A 25,771-nucleotide genomic window follows, 5' to 3' on the forward strand; every position below is an offset into this window, starting at 1 on the left:
TAGATCATGAGAAGAAAAAAAAATTGGATGCAAATTGGTGGGGTGAGATTTTTAATACTGGCTGGATTTATGATGGGTTTGGCAGGTATTATGCAGAGTACCTTTGCCCAAGGGATGACAAATATTAATGTAACCGGTATTTCGCCCATCATTGAAGAACCGTTTACCGATGTATTTGAACAGAATTTTCGTAACGGTCGTTATCAGGTCATATTTACTTATAACAATAATAATTCTGCATCGGTCAATTTCCGATTTCGATTTCGATTGACGAGAGGAGGAGAAGAACTTCTTAATGTAACATCCGAGCCAAGAAGTTTTAGGCCCGGGGCCTATGTTTTTACATCTGTTTTTGAGGATCTGCCTTTTCGCCAGACCTTTGATCAGGTAATGTCTCAACTGGACAACGAAGTCAGGGATCAAGTAGTGCAGGAAGGGACGATTCCTGAGGGTAGTTATATTTTAAATATCGAAGCGATTCCCGAGAATAATTCGGGCACGATCGTTTCTCCACCTTCCGTAACGCCTTTTACTGTGCGTTACCCGCAACCGCCGACTCTTATTAATCCACCTAATCAGTCGAACCTTACCTTGGAGACGCCTGTATTTAATTGGACCCCCATAGTGGGAATGCAGGGACTCACTGTTGAGTACAATTTTTTATTGGTTGAGGTACTGGACTTTCAAACACCAGTACAGGCGCTGAATAGCAATAGAGCTCATGCGCAACGAACGCTTACAAATCAGAACAGTATTGTATATACGCCTGAGTTTTTGCCTTTAGAAAGTGGACAGCAATATGCTTGGCAGGTCACCGCTAGTTCACAAGGGCAAACTCTTCCCATAAAAAATGATGGAGTAAGTGAAATCGGCACTTTTATCTACAAGGACGAAAATAAGCAACTTTCAACTAATATTTCTGATATTGAAAGTATTCCACTGATACCGGGTTTTGCTCGATTGGTAAAGCTCAATGAAGTTGAAGTGGATGAATTAGAAAATGCCTTTGAATTAAATGGAAATGCTTCGCTCGAACTTGACTTCAATGGTTCAGATCCACGGGTGATAGATGTACGGCTGTCAAATCTGCAAATTCAAAAAGGTTCTCTTGATGTTCCAGTACTGATGGGTGGGTCATTACGTGGGGATGGATCGGCATTATCGTCGGTACTCAATATCTCTGATGATTTGGTTAGTATCAATGATGTAATGTGGGAGTTTGGCCTGGGAATTTCTGCAACAGCAGAACTAAAAACTATTGGTGACAAAACCTTAAACACAGAGGGAACCATTACACTGACAGCGAATGGTGCAAGAGGTTCTATACGTGCCAGTGGTGATCCGTTGTTTAATTTTGGAAGAGAGATGATCGCACTGCAAATTAATGAGGTTAAAGCATCGTTCCCCGAAGGTACAATAACGGGGAAAGGAGAGGTGCAGTATTTTGGCAATGACACGGCTTGTTCGGTTAGCAGCTTTGCGTATATCGATGGGACGTTTAAATCACTATTTAGGTGTAATAGTCCATTTGAAATACCTTTGGTTCAAGGCAGCGCGCGAATTAAAATGCAGGTTAACCAAATTGATGGAGACCTTGAAGCCAATCCGGAAAACGGAGAGCTGGATTATAATTTTGAACTAAGTTCTAGCGTAGGCTTGCAGGCGGAAAGGGGACACACCTGCGCAAGTGACGCACTGGTGACCCTGGATAAAGAAACAGGTTTTGATATAGAAACTAACCAGCAAGGCTGTCGTGCAGTAAGTCCTAAACTTGATCTTGGATTTATTACACTTGCTCTAACAAAAACTGATCTTCGGCATCTCTCTTATAATCCATCAAATGAAAATTGGGATTTTGAATTAGGCCTTGGAGCAAAAATTGAAATTCCCTCATTCGGCAAATGGGAATCAGCCGAAGTAGATAATATAGTAGTTGATGATGAAGGCATTCACTTTGGCACAATAGACTTTAAAGATGCCCCCATCGAACTCCCCCGTTTTAATACTAATGATTTTAGAGTCGAACTGAATTCGTTAAAAATAGCCAAGTTTATCTTTCCACTATTCGATTGGGATAAGCAAGGCCCTGGCCCGTGGGATATGTCATTTGCCGGTCAGGTAACGGTCCCGCGTAAAGGGAATTTGCCAAAATGTGTGCGGGGTACGGATCTCAATCTTAAAGGGGGACACGTAGAAGAAGATCGTGTATTTGGAGAGGTTAGCTTAGCCGGCTTTTCTGGCTGTACGTTCGAATTTGGTCAAGGATATGCGCTAAATGTCAATAATTTAGGTGGACAGTTTGGTACAAAATTTAATGATGATGGTACTACCGACCCTATCGGCCGACTGGATTTTACTGGTAATTTAGAATTAGGGCAACCTTTTGCCTGTGAAGGTGATGAGTCTGTTCAGCTTTTAGAAACTGCAATTTCATTCACAACTGGACTAAACGGTACGGTCGAGAATGTAGTGCCTGGCTGTGATGTAGCAATGGGGCCATTTACAACACGCGTCACGGATTCGAAACTTGTTTTTGCACACGATACGACAAGTGGTCAGAAGGCATCCATGGATGCCTCGGCAGAGCTTGAGTTGCCAGAAGGACAAATAGTTGAAGGATCGTTTGGGCTCAATCTGATGACAGGTCGATTTACTAATGTGGAGTTTATTATTGATGACCCATTTATTTGGAACATTCCACAAAAGGATCCTGTGCTAAGTTTTCGCATCAATCGGGCAAAGGTTGATGAAAACGGATTTTTTGTTGATGGAAGGAACCAATTTTTATTGAAATCCGGAAGTCAAATCGGAGCGACTTTTGACAACTTATTGGTTGATCTCGAAACCTTGCGAATTAAGCGCGGGCGAATAATTTTTGATGAGAACTTTGGGATGGCTGCCGGGATTGATCCACAGGATGACTCTATGAACTTTCGGGCCGTAGAACTGGATGCGGAATTCAGCGAAGATCCAGGACTATACATGGGGCTGGCCGGCAATATAGAAATTGATTCCACAGGTATTCATGCCAATGGACAGGCTAATGCCTCTGTTTCTTTTAACGGCGAAACCTATGATGAACTGGCAAATGTAGATTTTTCGAAGGACTTTTCATTTCAGTTGTTTCCATTCAAAGTTGGTAGTGGTCACGCTGATTTTCTGCTGGATGGCAGTCGTTTTGCATGGGCTGATCCTGATGGTTTTCATCCGGTACCCGGTTTCTTTGCTGATCTACTGCTTCCCGATAAGCTGCCGATGCCGACGGAAGATATTGCCTATTTACAATTGCGTAATAATGATCAACTGCTCGTAAATGCAACAAAAAACAGTGATGGGAATTATGTGATTTCTTCCAAACAAAACCAGCCACTTACACTTTATGCTCCCTTTTTAGATGACGGCAATGTGGCTAATCCGCCTGAACTTTCAAACGTATCGTTAAATAATGTCATTATCTCCGGTGATCCGACTAATCCGGAGATTCTGCAGGGCAGTATTGAAGTGGATGTCCCCCAAAATAATCCTATTTATCAGATGAGGGATGATAACGTGCCGCTAACGATGGATAAGATTATATTTGGCTCGCGCCAAATAGGCAGTGGTAATCAGGTGACGGCACTGCATCTGCTAGGTAATCTACACCTGTTTGAAGAGGAGATAGCCAAAAATCAGGAGGTCGGGTTTTATATTCAAAGCGATGGTGCCATTAATGCAAATTTTGATATCTCGGGTCTGGATGAACAAATACCACTGCTACCTGGTGAACAGGCAAGGCTAAAATTTGAGGGCATTACAGGGAATTTTAGACTTCAAGCTGGTACAACTAATCCCAGCTTCAATTTTACTATTGACAGTGGGTTTGAGATCGCAACCGGAACCAGCCAAAGTACAGGTGCAGAGTTTGACTTATATTTGACGCAAAACAAAATTGAGACCCGCAATTTTACTGCTCAAAATTTTGATCCTAACACTGAATTTGATTTTGGCGTTTTTGGGTTGAAACTGAAAGCGTTCGAAAACATTGAACAGTTTGATTATACATCTGATGGATTTGATTTTGCCTTTGCGCTGGATGTGGATCTACGTATTCAACCACAAGGGGGTGAAGAGATTATCTTTCCTATTCGCGGACTCGAAATTCGAGATACCGGTATACAGATGCCGCAACAAAATATCACAAAGGGGAGTGTGCCCGGTCTTGATTTACCGACATTTGCGCTGGCCGGTTTTGAATTTAAACCCTTGGAATTAAAAACAAACTCACCATTTACGTTCAGCTGGTCACAAGGTGTTTCTTTTGATCCGAACGTAAATATGAGTTTTGAGGTACAACTTCCCGAATTCGAAGGAACTGGCTTAAATCCCCCCGACGGACTTACATTTAAAAATGTAGGTCTGGAAAATGGATTTTTAAAAGGTAGTATTGACCCGTTTAATCCGCTGGGTGGAGCTGAAGTGCCATTGGCTCCAGGAAACCCCGATTCTCCCAGCCTTATCATCAGTGAAATATTTGGATCGCTTGATTATAATTCAAATAAAGGACAAATCGTTGATATTCAGCTTGACGGAGAGTTAGGTAATCTTCCGGCCTTTGCTGTGGATGATCCCAATGCCTGTGTTCAGAATCCATCTTTTTCCTTATCACTGGTAGAAAGTAGGTATTTTGAAGGCAGTGTAACCGGCATTGAGCCCTGTGGATACCTGCAATTGGGACCGGTAAAATTATCAATGACTCAGGCTGATCTTACCTTCTCGGTTTCAGGGAATGAGCAGAAAGCCATGCTAAATGGTGTAGCTACGGCCTCGATGCCGGCCGTAAATGACGGATCCCCGCTGAGTGCAAGTGGCACAATGGGCGTTAATCTGATAACGGGCCAAATTAGCAGTGGTTCCATCAGTATCAACCAACCCTTTGCACTGAACATGCCTTACAATGTATCTAATCCTTTACTGAGTTTTACCGTGAACCAAGCGGTGCTTGACCAGAATGGGCTTTTAATTCAAGGTGGCGGTAACCTGTCGGCTGATGGAGTACAGACGAATGTAACATTTAACAATTTACAAATGGGATTTGCTCCCTTTGAGGTGACTAGTGGTTCAGCTAGTATTGCGTCGGGTTTGGATATTGAGGTGGGTGTGGCACCTCTGTCAGTAAAGTTAAAAGATCCATCTGCTCCACTTTCGCTTAATAATGGTATAGACATAAATTTGGGGGGAGGAATGGAGCTTAATTCGGATGGTCTTGGCTTGTCAGGTTCTGCTACGGCTTCTATTCTTTACAATGGTGATTCATATGGTTCGTTGCGAGCCGATCTACTCAATGGTTTTACGCTTAATGTCGGCAATTTTAAGGTGAATTCCGGACGTGCAGAATTTTTTGATGTGTCGGGGTCTCAGGATGATCTGATTGCCGTTCTTGATGAACAGGGATTTAATCCTATTAGTGGATTGACGGCACTTGTACCGGCTCGTCTGCCGTTACCAACTGAAGACATCGCCTATATTGATATTAAAGATTCTGACGACAATCTGTTGGTGGATATAACCGAAAATAACAATAACGGCGGGTATACTATCAGTACAACAGGTAGTTCACTGCCGGTTGTTATCCCTGCATTGGACAATGGTTCAGGAGGTCCGGTACAGGCTAATGTAACATTTAGTCTTACCACTGATCAAGGTTACAACGTGACTGGTGGCTCCCTTTCGCTTCAAAATAATTTATCCCTACAGCAACAAACGAATTTACCGCTCAGTCTAACTGAGCTTTCCATCGGAGATCAGGGCAATGGTATTGAGCTTTCGGCCGGACTAAAGGTAGAACTTCCCGCACCTATGAATGAGCACGAAGCTGTGGCAAGTGCAACTGTTAATAGTAACGGTCTGGCATCAGGGACGATAAAATTAGGTCAGCACAGAACATCCTATCAGCCGGGTATCACCCCGCTATACACTTACAATCATTCGGGAACCATTTCTGGCAGCAATGAAACGGATGCTTTTGAAGCTGCTCTATGGGGTGTGGAAGCCAGTGTTGGCAACAGCAACAGTATCGCCTTGAGTGGCACGCTTAGTAGCACCTTGATTATTGATGAAGCAGCCGGTGATGATCCTCTTTTTTACACCGCTTCGTGGTCGGGCAGCGGTTGGAACTTTAATATAGATCCGGGTGCTATTGGGGATTTGACCATGGGTAGTGCTAATCTTGCGCTAAATAATCAAAATGGAATTTCGATTAAAATACAGAACAAATCGTTCTATCTCGTTTTTAACGGTACCATATCAATGGAAGATGTATTGGGTGAACCGTTGGACGTGAGTGTTCAAAATCTTGAGGTAGGGGTGGATAATTATGATAGCAGTCCATCCATGCACTTTGCTTTGGGCGGTTCCTCAGGAACGTTGGCAGATCAAAGCTTTGTCCTATTTGAGGGGGCACTAAACGGTACCATTGAAAGTCCTACTGTTACTTTGACGGGACGCTCAATTGGGATCAGCTCAAATGCGGGTACCCTTACTTTCCTGGAGAAAGATATTGATTACCAAAACCTGACGCTCAACACTGACGGAGGATTTGATTTTGGCCAGATACAAGCCGGACAAATCGATCTCATTCCCGATTATTTGGAGATAAATTCAATGACTCTTACCAATAATAATGGCTTAAAACTTGATACAGACCTACAGGTAAGCCTGCCGGATCCCGTTGACCAATCCTCAACCACCACCATTAGTATTTACCGCGATTCGCAGAATCAGGTACAGGTCGATGCCACTGCGCCCACTTTCGACTTGCAGCAACAGTTTGTACTTGGCAGCTTCGGACATTTTAAGCTGACTGAAGTAGCGGCCGACATTGATCCTTACAACTGGAATCAGTCAGGTATTTATGCCAATGGGGAGTTGTATAAGCAGGGGCGAAACAGTCCAATCGTTACCTTTGGGGAAAGTGGGAATCTGACTGGCAATCCCGGCATCGGAATTTCTCCTGCTGATCAACCACCCGTGCAGTTTAATGCAACCGGGAATGGTGCATTCAATTTTAACTTCAGCATTTTTGATGTTAGCGTTGGTTTTGATCAGATATCAACTACGCAAAATGGCTTTGAAGTTGAGTTAAGTGGTTCAGCAGGAATAAACATGGGATCTCTGAGCAGCAGTTCGAGTTTAGGATTCGAAGGATTTGTGATTGATCAAAGCGGGGTGAAAGACACTGGAAATCTGGATGGTACCGGAAGTATTGATGTTCAAGGTATTGGCATGTTGGAAATTGGTCCATTCTTTTATGAGAAGTTTGCCAATGGCAAGCAGATAACTATTACGGATACCTCTCCCAAGGGACCAGATGAATTAAATGGTGATCGGGCTTCGGTTCCGCAGCGGCAAGAAGACGTTTCTGAGCTGCTCTGTTTTGGACCGTGTCCTGCACCAGATTATAGTAATTCAACCGCTGCAGCCCTTAAAATTACGATTAATGCGGGGACCGACGGCGGCAGCGGAAGCATCAGCGGAGGGGTTGAAAGTATTTATTTCATGAAGACGACCGATGGGGCTACAGAGTTTTTGGTTAATGACCTAAATACCAGCCTGATGGATAATTTTTCCATAACCGGAAATCTTCACTATATGAAAGATGGCAGTGACTTTCTGCTCCGTGCGGCGGCTTCTGGTAAATTCAGTTTCGGAGCGCCACAACCCCAAATAGTATCAGCAGCAGTAGCCGGGAAGTTTGCTAATATCGGCGGAGAAACCAGCTTTGGGCTTTTTGTAGCAGCACAATCGAGCGTAGGTATACCCATTGTGCCGGGTATTGTTGATCTCAAAGGTGCCGGAGCGGGTTTCTTTTGGAAACCTGAGCAGGCCGATATAGATATGGTACAAGGGGCAATGCCCACTGTGGGGCATACCTTGGTAGATTCAACTAAAATTAAATCAGCTAATAACCTGGATTTTGCCGCCTTTTTATACGCCAATTTGGGAATAGCAGGGGGCGGAGGAACAGGTCAGTATGTGGTTGAAGGAAGTACCTTCATTCAGATTACGAGCGCCAGCTTCTATATGGATGCCCGTGGGAATGTGCTGGGTATGGATGGCGGCTCAGATTCTTCTGCACCTGCCGGGACGATTGTTGAGGGGTCGATGTCGTTCACAGTGCAGAGTAACCCCAACTATATATACGGGACTATAGGAGTTGACATGGAGGTACCCGCTACTGTTGACGGAGAGGGGGGTATCGAATACTTTGCGAAAGATAATGGCAATAGAATTGATTGGGGGATTATGGGCAATGCCGATTATACCTTACTTAGTGGTGCCATGACCGGAGGAGGGGAGTTTCTTGCCTCTCGAGATGGTTTTCTACTCGAAGTAACGGCTGGTTTTGATGTGGACGTACCCGTAATTAAAGTTAAAAGTGAACTGACGGGTTCAGTGTGGATGATTACGGATCCCAGTTTTAGCATGCCGTTTGGGGCTTATGCCATTTTCGAAGGGAAAGCGTGTCTTGGAGTTTGTATAAGTGCAGAAGCTAAAGCTGCATTTGTGACCAAGCGACCATCAGGCTATGAGCTCTATGCGGCAGTTAAGGGGTGTGTAGATTTAAAAATTAAGGAAGCGTGCGTGGCAGCATGGGCCTCGTTGTCTAATGATGGGTTTAGGGGAGGATTTGGCAAGGGAAGCCATAACAACTTAATAGCAGAAGCCCGTTCGCAGCGCGATCAATTCAGGCAAAAAATCCAGTCGATGTTAGATGACATGGATGCTGTGCAACAGGAGATGAATCAGCCTCCTGAGTTCACCGGCCGGGCCTATAGCGGTAAACAACTTCGCAAAGCCGGTGCTAACTTCTATGCCATGGATTATTATGATCGGCTGTCGGCTGTAAATCTCATTCAAAATGAAGTAGAAACCAATTTTGTGACTGGAGCATCGTACCAGTTGCCGAGCAATTTCGGCCCGCTTATTACCGATGTGATGGAAGCACGCCGCATTTATAAGTTAGCTGATCTTTTACCTCAGCTTTCGCGCCAAGATGCGAAAACGGAAGTGGAAGATGCCATTACGAATGCCAAAACTCTTTCTAATCAGGTCAGTAGTAAATTGTCTGAGGGCCTGCAAACATCTATTGAAAATGTGGAAACGGCAGAGGCTGCTTTCGACGATATGCTCACCAGTATGGGGGAGTCACCGGTTTCAAACGTAAGGCGTCCCGCAATTTCTGAAAATGTATCGGAATCGCCTTCATTTAATGTGGATGAAACAAGAGCTGCCGATCAGGCCAGTAATACGGAGGCCCTGCGTGAGGAAATTGAAAAGCTTGACCAGCAGTTTAGGCAAAGTATTGCGGCTGTAGACTCAAGTCTGCAAGAGATGCATAGCCTGCTGAGCGCTGAATTTGAAGGAACGTTAAATGCGCCATCCCAGCAGCAGGGAACTGATTTGGGAGCGCTTAATCCTAATATTACTGGAGGAAATGGGGATAACAGTGGCAATACGCTGGGTTACACTCCAAGCGTAAATGCTTTGGCTCAGTCTTATTCTGATGTGTACTCAAAAATGCAGAAATACTTCGCTACACAGGCCAACTGGCGATGGATGGAACGGGGTTGGGTGCAAGATTTGCGGACTAAGGTGCAGCAGCAAAGAGGGCAGATTCAGAATGGTATTCAAACGCTCAACAGTGGGTTTAACAATGCCCTGTCGAACCGAAATCAATCTCCTGCCAACTTAACCAATGAGGCGTTCCGTGTGGCCCAGCGTAACCACGCTATTTTACGGTTTGCAAATGATAATTTTAGTAGCAATATCCCATTACCTTCATCTGGTGGATCGGTACCACAGCCGATCAACAATATTTATACGCAGCTTTCAAATCCTGGAAGTACAAGCACTCCTCTCAGCGACCTGCGTGATTCGGTGGCAACTGTTAATAATGATTTTTGGTATGAGATGCATAAGCAGGGCCTTGATTACTACTCTCAAAAAACAGCAAACGACGTTCGGGATGAAGTGTCTTCCATGGGGAATCAGATGACCGATGATTTAAGGACTGCCCATGAGAACCTAACGGAGCTGTTGGACCAGTTCTATACCAATAAATCGACGATGACTTCTATCTTATATAATATGATAGACAACTATCTGGCCTGGCGGCAGTCAGTGGATCTTACAGGATCTTCCGGTTCAACAAATTATTCTCAGCGTCTTCAGGATCTTTCGAATGAGTTAAAACCACCGCAAATTACGAATATCACAGCCAGTGCCGATCGTCCATCTAACGCTTATTTTGAATCTTATTTTAATATTACGGATATATCCTGGAGTGCTACACATCCCGTGAGAATTGTTGAGAACAGTGTGGATATCAAGGAGTTTGAGCAGAATGCAGGCGTATCAACAGGCCGAGATGATTATCTATCTGTTGGAGGTAATGAGTCTATTACGGTTTTTCCCTACAAACGGGCACACCCCCGTGGTGCAAACCCTTCCCAAAATTTGGTCGATTTCTATAATACACGCAAGATCAATGCCGGGGTTCGTGTGAGGGGCTACGCAGGTAATACAGCTATCCGGCGGGCAACATTTGATGTGGATGTAGGTCCGGGTGGGAGCACCGTTGGTAGTGGCGGTAGCGGATCAAGTGTATTAACCGAAGACACCACCCCTCCAGAAAAGCCCTCACTGTATATGGGATCCTATTACGAGAAATCTAGCCAAAGATTGTATAGCTTTGATCAAAATGAATTTATTAATAGAGAGAAATTTTGGACCTCAGATGGATCCATGATTAAACTGCAGATACACGCTCACGATCCCGAGTCAGATATTGCTACCTACGAGTATGCCGTAGGTACTTCCAAGGGCGGCACCGATGTGATTAACTGGACTGAACTACAGGGTACCCGTGAGTTTCTCTCGTATATTCCAACATCTCAGATGCTCGGGCAGACACGGCTCATTAACATGCAGGCAGGAACCGAATATTACGTAAGTGTGAGGGTGACTAATGGGGCTGGTGATTTGAGTCCGGTAAGAGAGAGCAGTATTCCAGTTATTTTTGACGATGAGGCCCCATCCAAGCCTGGTATGGCTTATACGCCAGTATTTAGCGGTCTTTTTACGGCAAACTTCGGCACCCCTGTTGATCCATTACTGCAAAGTGTTCCATCACCACTGGATGTTAGCACAGAGACCGTGGAGGATTGGGTTGATGTTGCTACACCTGAAATAACAACGAAATGGACGTCATCAAGTGATAACAATGAGGTGCAGTATTACGAATATATAATTTCTGAATCCGATGAAGTACCCTTAGAGGATTTTGATGATCCGCAGGCTGATACGACTGAAGATCTTCAAGTGACCTATACCGGGCAATTCAGCAGTTCACTACTTCAGGATTTTGAGACCGAACTTTACCTTCATGTGCGTGCCAAGGATTATGCTGGGAATTACAGTGAGGTGCTGACTATTGGTCCGCGCATAGCAACTGATCCCACGCCGCCTTCACAACCAAAGATGCGTGCCAAGGTTAACCCCAATGATGTGAAACTTTATTTCACGCAGTTGCCCTACGATTCGGAAACCGATATGGAGGGCATCCAATATGCAGTGGGTACGAGTCCCGGAGGTACCGATCTGCGTGATTGGCCGGAGGGTAAAACAGCTGATTTTGAGTGGGACAATAGTAAAAGCGGTAACTTGGTATTTTCCGGATGGGGAGGCGGCAGCCCGGATCGATATGTAACTATTCAAAAGTCGAACTTACCGCAAGGTGCCCGCTTTTATATCAGTTACCGGGCGGTGAATGGTCAGGGCATGAAGTCATCCGTGCGAGCTACCGGACCTATCAGTTTTGATGAGACGCACCCATCTTCTCCCTCGGTGGATGTTACCTATCGCAGCTCAGACGGGCAGTTGGAAATAGACGTAGATAATATTGAAGACCTGGAATCCGGCATTAAATCTGTAGCTTACTCTGTGCGGTATCCTAATTATTATTTGACTATCAAAGAATGGACTGAAATGCTCACCCAATCTGGTATAAGAAATGGCACATTTGATCTTTCAGAAACAGTCAATCTTAATGAAAATACAATCCAGGATTTCACCGATGTTTCAGTCATGATATACATCACCAATGGGGCCGGTCTGCAGCGAACTATCCGGCGTGATTTAACTTTTACTGACAGTTATCAGTTCAAAAACTATAATTCCAATACTGCAGGATCGTACTCATTACCTGGCCAAAGTTTTTGACAATTAATGATGGAAAGCTTGAAAGAATTACTTTATGGATTAATTCACAATATTGTTAATCGGAAATAAATGTGAGGATTGACTCTGGAAGAGGTCCGATTAGAACAAAGGCAAAAAGTATAATAGTAATTAGAATGTTGATTTTTTTGACAGGAATAAAACGAATAGCATGAAACAGATAATTATAATTTGCTTCTTAAGTTTAATTTTGAACGATTCTATTATAGCCCAGGAATCTGATCAATCAATATTTTCTGTTGCCCGCGAGGATGGTCGTGCTTTTGTGTATCATGGACAAACCATTCCGCTTTCACATGGTTTTAACGTGTACCGAAGCGCCAATGGAGAAGAGTGGAGCAAACTAACCGATAAGCCTTTTTATCCGGCTACCGATGGATATGACTTTAGAAATATGATTGATGATTTGTATCCACAGGCTGTCAGAATGGCTGAACGTAATGATCCACAGGCTGTTTTTCTGCGTCTACGGTCGGGTACAGATCTGGGACTGATTGCTACAGCCGCAAATCCCGAAATAGCTAAAGCTGTTGGGCGGCTTTATATTGATACTGAAGCACCTATTGGTGAAACCGTATATTATCGCTTTGAGATTGTTGATAATCTGGGTCGCGCTACCGGCGCAGAAATCAAAGGGCAGACCACCCTGGAACCGTTGCAGCCTCCCGCGCCCTCACAATTGAGAATTGAGAATAAAGCAGATCAAATCACCTTGAACTGGAACTATGTGCCGCAACAAAATCCGCAGGCTGAAAATGTGCTAAGGTTTGAAATATATTACCGTGAGGCTGGTAGTGAAGGTTGGCAGAAAGCTAATCAGGATTATGTGGCACGCACTATTGGTAATACAGAATTTCGATATCAATTTGAAGTCCCGCGCTTGGGAACTAATTACGTATTCAGAGTACATGCTGCCGATTTTAGTGGCCGGCTTTCTCCTCCCAGTGAGGAACTGACTGTTTCCATAACAGAGAATGTACCCCCTGGAATTATTCGTAACGTCAATGCTTCATTAAAAGACCGTAAAGCTGCACGGGTTACTTGGCCGGTGGCTACAGAACTTGATGTGGGGGGATATCATATTTATCGGGCCCGAGGTGATCAAGAGAATTATACAAAAATAACGGATAAACTTATTCCAGCTCTTCATACCGCGTATATTGACTCAACTATTCGGCCAGATCAGCAGTATCGTTACAGAGTAGCAGCCCTTGATACGCTTGGTAACGAGGGAGAAAAGAGTAATCCCGCAAATGTATTTGTAGTTGATTACCGTGTACCTGATCCAGTGTCTTCAATCTCAGCTGAGTACAGTGATAATGAAATGATACGGATACGTTGGGAGAGTACTGAAGTGCCCGGCGGTCTTCGGACCTATCAGCTACTTCGGCGACAAGTGAATCCACCCGGTGGGAGCTCCTACAGCCAGCTTAATGATGATTCGTTGTTGCAAACAACCTGGGCAGATTCTGGCATCGCCGGAGAACGTCTTGTGGAAGGGACTACCTTGGAATACGGTGTTTCCATTATGAGCGAAAATGGAAACCGCAGCGACACGGTGTATACCACGGTTAAAATTCCTGATGTGACCCCGCCCGAACCCCCAAACTTTGTTGAGGCGTCCATGCAAAAAGCACAGCGTGTGAGCCTTAAATGGCCAGCCTCAAAATCGCGTGATGTTATCAGATATCGTGTTTATCGCCGTGAGTTAGAGGAGTCTGTTGATTCCTTGCTTGCAGAAGTTACAAGAGGTAAGCGATACTTTCGGGATGAAGCCGTACCGCTTGGACAGAAATTCCGGTATTCTGTATCGGCAGTAGATTCACTGGACAATGAAAGTGTTGGCGTTGCCGATACACTTACGACACGCCGTACGCATGCTCCGGCTTCAGCCCGCAATGTACAGGCTGTATCTATCAACGAAAAGGTGCAGGTGGTGTGGGAGGGCGCATCAAATGAGCAGGTGGTTGGCTATAAAATTTATAGATCGGAGATCGCTACCGGTGTTTACGAGCCTGTAGGTCAAACGGAACGTGAAACAGTACGGTGGAGTGACCCTGAGGGTAAGGCCGGTCTGTGGTACAAAGTGTTTCCGGTGGACGCCTCTGGTCGGGAAGCACGGACGGCCAAGGCGACACAAGCTGTAGAACAAAAATAGTTTGCTAATTATGTTAAATGTCCAGCGTTTTTTAAAACTACTCTCTACTCCTTCAAAAGGAATTGTGATGATACTGTTTTTGATTGGGATAATCGGGACTTTAGATCTTCCTGAGGCTTCAGCCCAGTCACTTTCAGCAGAATTTTCAAGAGGGATGGAACTTTATCAGAATGGAGCGTATGAAAAAGCAATTCCAATTCTTGAAAGTGAGATCGAAAGGGATCCCCGCAACATAGATGCATATGTATATTTGGCATCATCTCAATTGGGAGCCAAACATTTTAAGGAAGTCGTTAAAACTGCTCAAAAAGGACTTGACATTGCTCCCGCCCATATCAGATTGATGCTTCTGGAGGCTGAAGCGCATTATCGGACAGATTATAAAAAAGCGATTCCGATCTACAAAAAAATTGCTAGCAAGTTGGAAGACGAAGAGAATCTGCAGCAACGAGGTATATCGCTTGCACAGATTAAGGCCTATTTGGGGCATTTATACCAGCGAAAAGGCAGTGAATCTTATAAAGCCAATCATCTAAATGCTGCCATTGCAGAGTATAAAACAGCCCTAAGCTATTCGCCTGACAGTCTAAATATTCATAACAACTTAGCGTATGTTATGCTGCAACAAAAGCAATGGGATGAGGCCGTAACGATGCTGGAAAAAGCGACCACCAAGTTCCCGGATTCTGAACGGTTGCTTATGATGAAAGCACAGGCTTATCGAGGTGCAAAGGAATTGCAACAAATGGCAGATACCTACCGGCAGCTGTATGAAAAGGATAAAGAGAACCTGAATTATGCACTTATCTACGGGCAGTCGCTATTGGCTGCTAATCAGGCTCAGAAAGCAAATGCTTTTTTGAATGGGTTGGTTCAAGAACATCCAAGAGAAGAAAAGCTTTACGAAGCACTAAAAAAGATGAATGATCAGCGGTTCGACTTTGCCGCAAAGCGGAATATTCTGGAACTGCAGAGACAGGCTTTTCCTGAGAATATAACGGTAGCTGAGGAACTTGCCGAGACTTATGTGCAGACGAAAGAGTTTGAATTGTCCCGTCAAGTATATGATTCTCTGGCAACAACAACTCAAAATGTAAAATTTGATATAGCCTCGGCCCAAACGTGGTTGTATGAAGAGGACTATCATAAAGCAGACTCGGTATATCAAGGATTGATAAACCAGTATCCGAAACAGCAGCAGGTATTGGTTGAGGCTGCCCGGGTTGCCGAGCAAATAGAAGAAAAAAATCGTGCATTAAGATTATTGGAGAAAGCATATGAAATAAATGAGCAACCAGAAATTGCACTAAACATTGCAGAACTTTTAACTGATCAAAATAAGGCATTAAGCTATACTCGAAAGCTCATGGGAACTCGTTATGAAGGGGTAGCTATATTCTATGAATTGAAAGATTCGCAAAAAAAGATAGATAATACGGTTCAAAAAGCAGAGAAAGCACTTATAAAAATGTTTCAACTTTATGCTTCACTGCAGAAAGAGTTATCTGGGCAGGCGAATAACGTCTTTGAGAGTCGTCAACTTAGACCACCGCCATTGTTGCAAAATAGACATAAGCTTACACAGCTAAATAAAGATATCGATGACTGGTATGACTACTTGGCTAATAACTTATCAGTGCCAAAGGCCCAAAAGATAATTAAAGGTGTGCAGTCTGAATATCCCGAAAGTCCCAAGCTTCATCTTTTTAAGGGTAAAGTTTTAATGAAGGCAGGTCATCTAAATTTAGCACAGCAATCATTCCAAAATGCAATACGGCAGGGAGCCCGTGATCCTGAAGTTTATTTTTTGCTGGGAGAAGTATTTAAGGATCGTAATAAGTTTTCGAAGTCTATTCTTTCTTATGAACGAGCATTAACTACAGATGCTTCATTTGAAAAAGCCTATCAAAAGATTGTGCAGACAAGCGAGCAGCAGGGGGCGCTGGATGAACTCTGCGATCGCTGGTCAAAACGTTATAAAAATAACAGCGATAACAAGATGCTTCGTGAATATTTGATATCGGCCCTGCACAAAGCCGATCGATTTGAAGAAGCAAAACATATAATTAATGAAGGATAAGTTACAGTACTTAGAAAATTACTGGTTCTATACTGAAATGAGCTTTTAAAGATGCAATTAACGTATATAAAACAAAGAGTATGCCTTATCCGACAAAAATCATAGCTTGATGCCTAGATTATTATTAAATATTTGTTTCATATTAATTGCATTTCTATTCATCAATATGGGCTGCAGAGATGTCAATCCTGTAGCATCAACAGATTCTGTGCAGGCTATTACATCGGTGGTACCTGCAGAGGCACCTTTTGGTGCAACGGTTCAAATCGGAGGTGAAGGATTTGGCAGTAACCTTTCTGATCAAGAGGTATATTTCAATAATACGTTAGCCCAAATTGAAGCTCTGAGTGATACCTCTATTCAGACTAAAGTACCACTTGAAGCTACAAGTGGTCCTGTAATGGTTATAACTAATAGTGGAGACACGCTTTCAGGACCTTCTTTTGCCGTAGACAGTACCAAAAATCTTTTCTTAAATATCGATTCCATTAACCCGACAAAGGGCCGTGCCGCTGATGAAGTTCAGATTGTTGGAAATGGATTCAATCCAAGTCCTGAAATGAATACGGTATTGTTTAACAATGTAAACGCGCCGGTTATCTCTGCTAGTGATACTATGCTAACAACCACGGTTACTCCCGAAGTCGAAACCGGTCCGGTTTCTGTTGTTGTAGATCAGGATACGGCTGTTGGTCCAGTGTTTACTGTTGAACGACTCAGTATTTCTGGGATTTCACCGGAATCGGGTCCGATTGGAACTGCGGTAACCATTTCCGGGAGCGGTTTTAGCAGTACTATTTCTGAAAACACCGTGACTTTTGCCGGAGTGGAAGCTCCAATAGAAACGGCTTCGGAAACCGAGCTGGTGGCTATTTTTCCTGATGGAGCAGAAACGGGCCCCGTAGCGGTAACCGTTGGAGATAACAATGTGAAGGGACCTACTTTTACAATTGAAGCGACTCAAAATCCTAAGAGCTTGCAGGTAATTACTGAAACGACGAATCCACCTGCTGGTTTTGATGGATACCGTTTATCAGTCACTGGAAGAGATCTTGTTTTCATTAATCCTAATGGTGAGAGAATATATTCAGATATTCTCGCGGATCAAGTGGAGGTTGAGTTGTTAAGTGTTCCAGAAACTTGTACCGTCTCTGGCCAAAATCCACGCACAATTAGTTTGAATAATCAGACTAACACAACAACCTTCAGCATAGAATGTGCGCAACCAGCGCCGCAAATTAGTAGCGTAACACCTGAATCAGGTTCTGTGGGAACACAAGTAACGATCAACGGAGAAAATTTCAGCACAACGCCTTCTGAAAATATCATCACATTTAATGGCACCGAAGCTCCGGTGAACAGCGCAAGTACAACTGAGCTTATAACAGAAGTTCCCGAAGGAGCCACAAATGGTCCGATTGAGGTTACTGTTAATGGACAAACTACCGAGGGACCTACATTTACGGTTGAGCCTGATGCTCCGGCCATCAGTTCGATAGATCCTCAAAACGGAGTTGTGGGAACCGAAGTAACCATCACGGGGGTGAATTTTAGTGGTACGCCTTCTGAGAATGTGATAACATTTAATGGAACACAAGCCCCGGTGAATAGTGCCAGCACTACCGAACTTCTAACTGAAGTTCCAGAAGGAGCTACTGACGGTCCAGTTGAGGTTTCAGTGGATGGTAAAACAGGTGCAGGTCCTGATTTTGATGTAGTAACGACCGGTTCACTTGATATAGTGATTGCAACTCAAGGTGAAGATCAAGACTCAAATGGTTACTTGGTTTCTATTGATGGAGCGGAAGGAGTACGGACAAGTATTAATGAAACTTATAACCAATCCGGATTGCAAGAGGGAACTCACCAAGTGGGTGTATCTGATATTGCTGATAATTGTTTTATTAACCAAGATCGGCCGAATCCCTATGATATAAATATTACAGCCGGACAAACCACTACCACTTATGTTGATGTTCAGTGTGAGGCGAAAAATGAACCCCCACAGGCAGCTTTTGAGCAGACTTGCATGAACCTTAATTGTGGTTTTGATGGCACATCATCCACGGATCCTGATGGTTCGATCTCAAGTTATGAATGGAATTTAGGGGATGGTACTACGGCTACCGGTGATTCAACTGTTCATGCTTACAGTACATCCGGGGGTTATGATGTTTCATTGACGGTGACTGATAATGAGGGAGCTACAAATACAGTAACAAAAAGCGTAACTGTAACAGAATTAGCAATAATAGGAATTTCTCCAAATTCTGGACCAATAGGAACAGAGGTAACCATTTCCGGAACTGGTTTTGGCACCGTTGATTCTTTAATTCAGGCTGGTTTTACAAGTGGAGAAACTATAGTAACAGCACCAATAAAATCACTGTCCCCAAATGAATTAATTGTAGATGTTCCGGGTGATGCCACAACCGGTCCTGTCTATGTGGCTCGCGGAGAGAATATGGAGCAAGGTCCTGAGTTTACGGTTGAGCAATCCAGAATGTTGGAGGTTGCAATTGCAACTACGGGCAATGAAATTGATCCGGATGGATATACACTTCGTGTTGAGGGTCAAGATGATCGTTTTGTAAAGGTCAATGATAATGTTACATATTCAAATCTTATTCTCGATGAAATACAAGTAGCACTGAACGGGCTAGCCGATAACTGTAGCGTTGAGGGTAATAACCCAAGAACAGTAACGCTTAATAATGCTGATAACGCTGGCTTCACACAGTTCGATGTTAGTTGTAGCGGACCTGCACCAACTATAGACAGTATTTCTCCCACATCAGGAACTACCAGCACGCAGGTAACGATTAGTGGAAGTAACTTTAGTTCAACTGCTTCCGATAATGTGGTCACCTTTAACGGGGTGCGTGCCGAACTGAACAGTGCTTCGACTACAGAATTGGTTGCATTTGTACCGTTTGATGCTACAACCGGCCCCGTTGAAGTAACGGTCAATGGACAAACAGTTACAGGTCCGACTTTTACTGTTATTACAACCGGCAGGCTCGAAGTCAATATTTCTACTACAGGTACAAGTATCGATCCCGATGGTTATGGCTTGATTTTGGATGGAGGGCCCGCCACTGCGGTGAGTGTAAATGATTTTGTGGGTTATGATGATTTATCAGAAGGCAGTCATTCAGTTGAACTCACAGATATTGCTTCTAACTGTTTCATTATGCAGGATCGGACTAACCCTTACGATGTAAATATTACAGCAGGTGACACAACAATTACGAATATCGATGTTCAGTGTGAGCAACCCAACCAAGCCCCCTCCGCAAATTTCAATAGCACGTGTTCAGGCGGTACTTGTGATTTTGATGGATCCGGATCGAACGATACCGACGGCTTTATTTCAAGCTATGATTGGAACTTTAGAGATGGGTTTAGTGGTGGCGGCCAAACGGTTACTCATACATATGAAACTTCTGGGACCTATACGGTTTCTCTCACGGTGACAGATAATGAAGGCGCTTCTGATACGATATCTGAGCAAATTTCGGTAACGGTAGGCGATGATGATTTAGATGCTGTGGTAGGTTCTAATCCCCGACTGGTATTTACCAATGATGGAAACGGAAATTTCACGCAAAGTGTGGAATTAGGGAATTTCCAGCCTGACGACATTGAGATGTCTGATGTAGACCGCGATAATGATCTTGATATCTTGATTGAAAGGGGGACAGGACTTGCTTTGTGGATTAATGACGGTACCGGACAATTTACGCTCAAGGCAGAATTTAGTGCTGATATGGACCAGTCTTACGATTTTGAAATGGGTGATCTAAATGGAGACGGATTCCCGGATATATTTCAAATAGGTTCCGGTGGTTCTTTGGCAGATCATCCCCATTGGGTATGGTTTAATAATGGAAGTGGGAATTTCACTGATTCGGGTCAGCGCCTGGGAGGGGAAAATAGCACCGAGGCAGATTTGGGAGATGTGGATGGAGACGGGGATTTGGATGCCTTTGTTACCAATGATGACAAGCAATATGGTAATGGAAATAATGCAAATAGAATTTGGATAAATGATGGAGAAGGTAATTTCGCCGATTCAGGATTACAATTGGGAGGTTTCTTGAGCGCAGATGTGAAACTCGGAGATTTGGACGGAGACGGCGATCTGGACGCTTATATCTTTAATGATGATGTGTTTGAGACCCAACAAAATCGAGTATATTTCAATAACGGAGATGGTATTTTAGAGGATTCTGGGCAACTGCTTGGGTCTTACAGGAGTATAAATGGTGCATTGGGAGATTTGGATGGTGATGGCGATCTCGATGCCTTTTTTGGTACTTTCGAAAATGGTAGTAGAGTATGGCTTAACGATGGTAGTGGTAAGTTCGTTAATAGTGATCAAATAATAGGAGGAAGTCGCGCAGCGAATGAGATCAAATTAGGAGATCTAGATGGTGACAAGGATCTGGATGCGTTAGTAATTAATGATTATACCACATTTATCTGGTTTAATGATGGTTCGGGAGTATTTACTAAAAGTGTTCAGATCCACGATAGGGGGGGATATTCGGGGGATCTTGGCGATGTCGATTAAAAGATGCATTAGCATTTTCTTTGGGTGGTTTTTTACTTTTTTCCTTTCGTCATAGTTTGACCTGTTTTTGAGTTCGGTTTCGTATCTAATACTGGAGGTACAAAATAAATACCGAATTCAAATTCATATTGCTATGAAAAATAAAGCTACGCTACTTTGTATTGTAATTTCAATCGCTTTAATTTTTGGGTGCAGTGATAGCAGTACGGGGCCTAGTAATGATAACGGAGGCGGAGATAATCCCTCTGCAGCAAGTGCAACAGCAGATGCTGGAAATGATTCAGATGAGATAGTAGGATTTGAGGTAATAGCAGATGGATCCGGTTCAAGTGGCAGTGGCAGCGTCAGCTATTCTTGGACAATAAGCAGTCAGCCGGCAAACAGCAGTGCTTCATTAAGCGATGCGAATTCAGAGAGTCCCAGTTTTATTCCGGATCTGCCCGGAGAGTATGAGCTACAGCTTGAGGTTACCTCAGATGGTGAGAGTGATACCGATGAAGTAGTTTTTTCGGCCATTGCCAAGCGCCTTTTTGTGAATGCTAACAATGGGAATGACGGAGATACCGATGGTTACCTTTCCGATACGCCTCTTAAAACCATTAATAGAGCATTGGAAATTTATGGCCAAAATGAATCAGATCCCTTTTTAGATATCGACACCCTACGAGTGGCCGAGGGATTATATGACCAAGCCAATGGTGAGAGTTTTCCAATGGATTTTTCCGGTAACCTTATTGTGAAGGGTAATCAAAATGTCGATCGGAATAATATTCATATTCTTAGTCCCGACGTCGATAGAGACCCGGCAGTAGAGCTTGGGGAAGGTGTCACTTTGCGTCATCTGCATATTGAGAATGGGTATACAGGAGGAACTTTCAATGGAGATCCTGATGCCGTATTTATTAAAAGTGGATCTTCGGTTGAGACCTCAAATGTGATTTTGGAGGATGTCTCAGTTACTATGAATGCTGAAGAGGGGGTAGCAATTTCAACCGGCTCATCAATGAATGTGGAAGTTAGAGGTTTTGAAGGTGCACGTAATACTATTAATGGGAAAAGTGTTGGTCAGGCATATGCAAACCGATTTAATAGCTCAGATACGCGGATTCATATCCAAGATACAGACGTAATAAATATGGGTGATGTTGAGGCCTTTGACATGGATGATGCTAATAATTTGAACCTTATTGTGACAAATACAACCGTAAGGCCGGGGGCATCTGTTATTGAACCCCCGACTGCTTTTCAGATAAATGCTGATAACTGCAGCTTGTCTCTTGATGGCGTTACGGTAACCACAAGCGACGGTACCGAAACTGGAAATCGATATCAGCGAGCGCTTGATATGGATGCCGACCAACCTAAAAGCAATATTGAAGTTCGAAACTCTACTTTCCAGTACACTTCAATCTCGACTATTGAACTGTATGCTGCCGATGTAAATATTATTGATACCATTATTGAAGGTACCAACACCGAAGAACGAGCAGCAGGTAGTATAACCTACTTAAGTAACGATGGTATTAAGCATCTCGACGGTTCGCTGAGGGTACGCGGTTCCACGATTAGAAATGTTTACGGCAATGCCATAGCTATTGAAGGCCCGGTAAGCCCAAATGATAACAATTTCACCGTCGACTTAGGAGCCGATGGATCAGCCGGGAATAATGTTTTTGAAAATATTGACGGTTGGGACATAGATCTTACCCGCGGTTCGGGAGAGGTATCTGGTGAAGTCCCGGCTATTGGCAATACGTGGTCAAATACGGCGGATCCCCGATGCGGTGCAGATCGCAGTCAGCCTGAAAATGGGGAGATTCAAGTGAGTGTCAGTGGAAATAGTCTTCGATGGGGCTTGGGAAGTGGTGAGGTCTGCAACTGACATTATATTCATGCATTCGTAAAATGCTCCGCCGTTTACTGAATTTAAAGTGGGTGGGCTAAATGGATTGATTAACAATTATCCTTAGTAAATAATTGAAAATTGAAGTCATGAAAAATATTACTATTACCAACATATGCAGACAGACACTGATTTTTCTTTCCTTATCAGTGATAATGATTTCTTGTGGAAGCAATGACGATCCAATATCTACCGATCCTGATCCCCAGATAGATAGTATTCAGCCCACTAGCGGACCGGTCGGATCCTCTGTTACAATTACTGGAAGTGGCTTTAGCCCAACAGTTTCTGTTAACACTGTCAGGTTTGCCGGAACGTCCGCTGATGTGAGCAGTGCCAGTGAATCACAGTTAATGGCTACTGTGCCCAGTAGCGCTGAATCTGGCAGGGTTGTAGTTTCGGTGAATGGTGCAACGGCTAGTGGTCCAGAGTTTACCGTAGAAGATCAAGCGCCAGGTATAAACTCAGTAGAACCGGAGAGTGGAAAGGTGGGCACCGAAGTGACGATAAGCGGAATAAATTTCAGCTCTACCGCATCTGAAAATTCAGTGAGCTTCAATGGGGTGGAAGCTACAATCCAAAGTGCAATGCCGGACGAGCTCAAAACGGAGGTTCCAATGGGAGCTACAGACGGGCCAATAGAGGTTACCGTGAATCAAAAGTCGGTGACAGGACCTAATTTTGATGTCATAACTGAAGGTGCTCTAAAGGTATCCACAAATACATCAGGTAAAATGCTTGATTCTGATGGTTATCGTTTGAGGATTAATCAAAATCGGGAATATTCAATCAATGCTAATGACGAGCGAATTTTCAGCAGTTTTTCTCAGGATCAATATAGTCTGAAAATATCTGATGTCGCAAATAATTGCTTTGTAGAAAACGAAAACCCGCATTCATTTTCTATTATTGCCGGTGATACAACTTCCGTTGCACTTGAAATTAATTGTAAGAAAGCGCTAAGGAATAAGATTGTATTTGCTAGCAATCCAGATTTACAGAATGCGGATCGCGATATTTATGTGATTAACCCAGATGGTTCAAATCAAGAAAAAATGTTTGATACACCTGAGATAGAAGATTTTCCGGAGATTTCAAATAGTGGTACTAAAGTGGTTTTTAGACAAACCAACAGTAGTGATAATAATTTATATGTAGCTGATGTGGATGGTTCCGGGTTACAACAGATCACGAATTTACTAAATTTTGCTTTTACTGCTTCCTGGTCGCCCGACGACTCTCAAATAATATTCAGTAATGGTACAGAGGAGGACGCGGAAATATATGTAGTAAATTCGGATGGAACGAATCTAACCCAGCTTACTGATGATACTGCCTGGAACCGATATCCTGAATGGGCACCGGATGGGTCTAAAATTGTTTTTGATAGCAATATCGACGGTGATTTTGAAATATATACCATGAACCCAGATGGAAGCAACGTCGAGAAATTAACAAATGACTCATACCGAAATTCTACTGCAAAGTGGTCACCGGATGGTAGTGAGCTCATTTTTGAAAGCACCAGAGACGGTAATCTTGGGGATATTTACAGAATGAATGCTGATGGGACTAATGTCCGACGAATAACGACAAATAATGGGGGAGCAAGTGCTCCAGATTGGTCACCTGACGGTTCAAGAATAGTATTTGAGGACAATAGAGATCTATTCATAATCAATTCCGATGGGTCGGGTTCAAGTTCTCAAATAACTAATAACCCAAATCCAAATTCGAACCAGATCGGTATTGCTGACTGGAGTACTAATTAAACCTCTCAACTAATATAGTTTTATTGTTTGGGTAAATTATTTTATAAGAATGAAATCTGAGTGGATAAAAGAGTCATTATTAATACGGGAAGCAACAATAGCATTGTTCTAGAAAGAAGTGACCCTTCGAACTACCAGCAAGTAGTTAACTACTGCTTTTCTTAATTACCTACTCTGATAGAGATAGATACCTTTGATGCCATCGCCTCAGGGCGGTGGCATTTTTATTTATTTTGACAGAAATAATCCAAGCAAATATGATGGTATTAAATATCTAATGATGTTAAAGTCAGTTTTATAAATTAAAATAGGTGGCTTGTTCTCTTGGAATTTGAATATTCGGATTTCGATTGCTGATGAAGCGCATTATGTCGGCTATATCGTCCACCTTTAGCGTGATTGATGCGGATTGATCTCCCAGTAATTTATAAAAGGATGCATCATCTTTTTTCTTATAAAGCAAATGATAGTTTGTGGAGAAGTCGAACAGGGCCTCATCGGCATCGCGCGGATTATGCGGAGCAAATTTCAGATGTTCAATACGATCAGCAGGGATCTGCAATGTATCGGTTTTTACGTCTCCTTTTTTGATATCGATAAGGAGTATATCATCGTCAAAATACAGAATGAAGTGATACAGCGGTTCTGATAGTTTGATAATACCGGCGAAGCTGATTCCAAATAATCCCAATGCTAACAGTTGTCTGATATTAAAAGGATACCACTCCATCGTAACAAAAGAGCCGACCAGCATATAGGTGCCTAACGCAGTGGCAACCAGGATGATTAATCCCCAGAAAAGGTGGTTGCTTTCTTCAAATACATGCAGTTCTTTGTGTCTCATTGTAGGTGCGTTACAATGTGTCGATTTTATATCAGAATGATTAATAAAAGTCCCAGACGTTTAATATCTTTGGTCATCAAAATGCGTTCACAAAAATAAACTTAGGTTTTCAGGTCATTTTGAACTTTTTCGGGATGGCCCGGTATTTTTAGAATATTCCAT

The 25,771-nt window shown here is 43.3% G+C and carries 7 protein-coding genes; 6 read left to right on the top strand and 1 reads right to left on the bottom strand.

All coding sequences use genetic code 11. The annotated features are described in order from the left end of the window. Positions 1-6 precede the first annotated feature (6 nt). The 6 genes from ACT3IB_RS01595 to ACT3IB_RS01620 all read left to right on the top strand — a co-directional run bounded on the left by ACT3IB_RS01595 (position 7) and on the right by ACT3IB_RS01620 (position 24,765). On the top strand, positions 7-12,258 hold the full coding sequence (locus tag ACT3IB_RS01595) for a translocation/assembly module TamB domain-containing protein (protein ID WP_491537268.1): 12,252 nt from the start codon (positions 7-9) through the stop codon (positions 12,256-12,258). A 169-nt stretch (positions 12,259-12,427) separates the two neighbouring features. Then, a complete protein-coding gene (locus ACT3IB_RS01600) occupies positions 12,428-14,434 on the top strand; it encodes a fibronectin type III domain-containing protein (RefSeq protein ID WP_491537269.1) in 2,007 nt (668 codons plus the stop codon). Positions 14,435-14,444: 10 nt separating this feature from the next. After that, positions 14,445-16,514, top strand: coding sequence for a tetratricopeptide repeat protein (locus ACT3IB_RS01605; protein ID WP_491537270.1), 2,070 nt, complete (start codon positions 14,445-14,447; stop codon positions 16,512-16,514). A gap of 109 nt (positions 16,515-16,623) precedes the next feature. Beyond that, positions 16,624-21,090 (top strand): IPT/TIG domain-containing protein, encoded by a 4,467-nt coding sequence (locus ACT3IB_RS01610; RefSeq protein WP_491537271.1) that lies wholly within the window; start codon positions 16,624-16,626, stop codon positions 21,088-21,090. Positions 21,091-21,223: 133 nt separating this feature from the next. Next, the gene (locus tag ACT3IB_RS01615) at positions 21,224-22,972 is read left to right on the top strand and encodes a DUF1565 domain-containing protein (protein ID WP_491537272.1); all 1,749 of its coding nucleotides are present in this window, start codon (positions 21,224-21,226) and stop codon (positions 22,970-22,972) included. A gap of 176 nt (positions 22,973-23,148) precedes the next feature. Further along, a complete protein-coding gene (locus ACT3IB_RS01620) occupies positions 23,149-24,765 on the top strand; it encodes an IPT/TIG domain-containing protein (RefSeq protein ID WP_491537273.1) in 1,617 nt (538 codons plus the stop codon). A gap of 295 nt (positions 24,766-25,060) precedes the next feature. Here ACT3IB_RS01620 and ACT3IB_RS01625 read toward each other — a convergent pair whose 3' ends face one another. Then, a complete protein-coding gene (locus ACT3IB_RS01625) occupies positions 25,061-25,609 on the bottom strand; it encodes a hypothetical protein (protein WP_491537274.1) in 549 nt (182 codons plus the stop codon). Positions 25,610-25,771 lie beyond the last annotated feature (162 nt).

The organism is Fodinibius sp. GM21 (assembly GCF_058386955.1).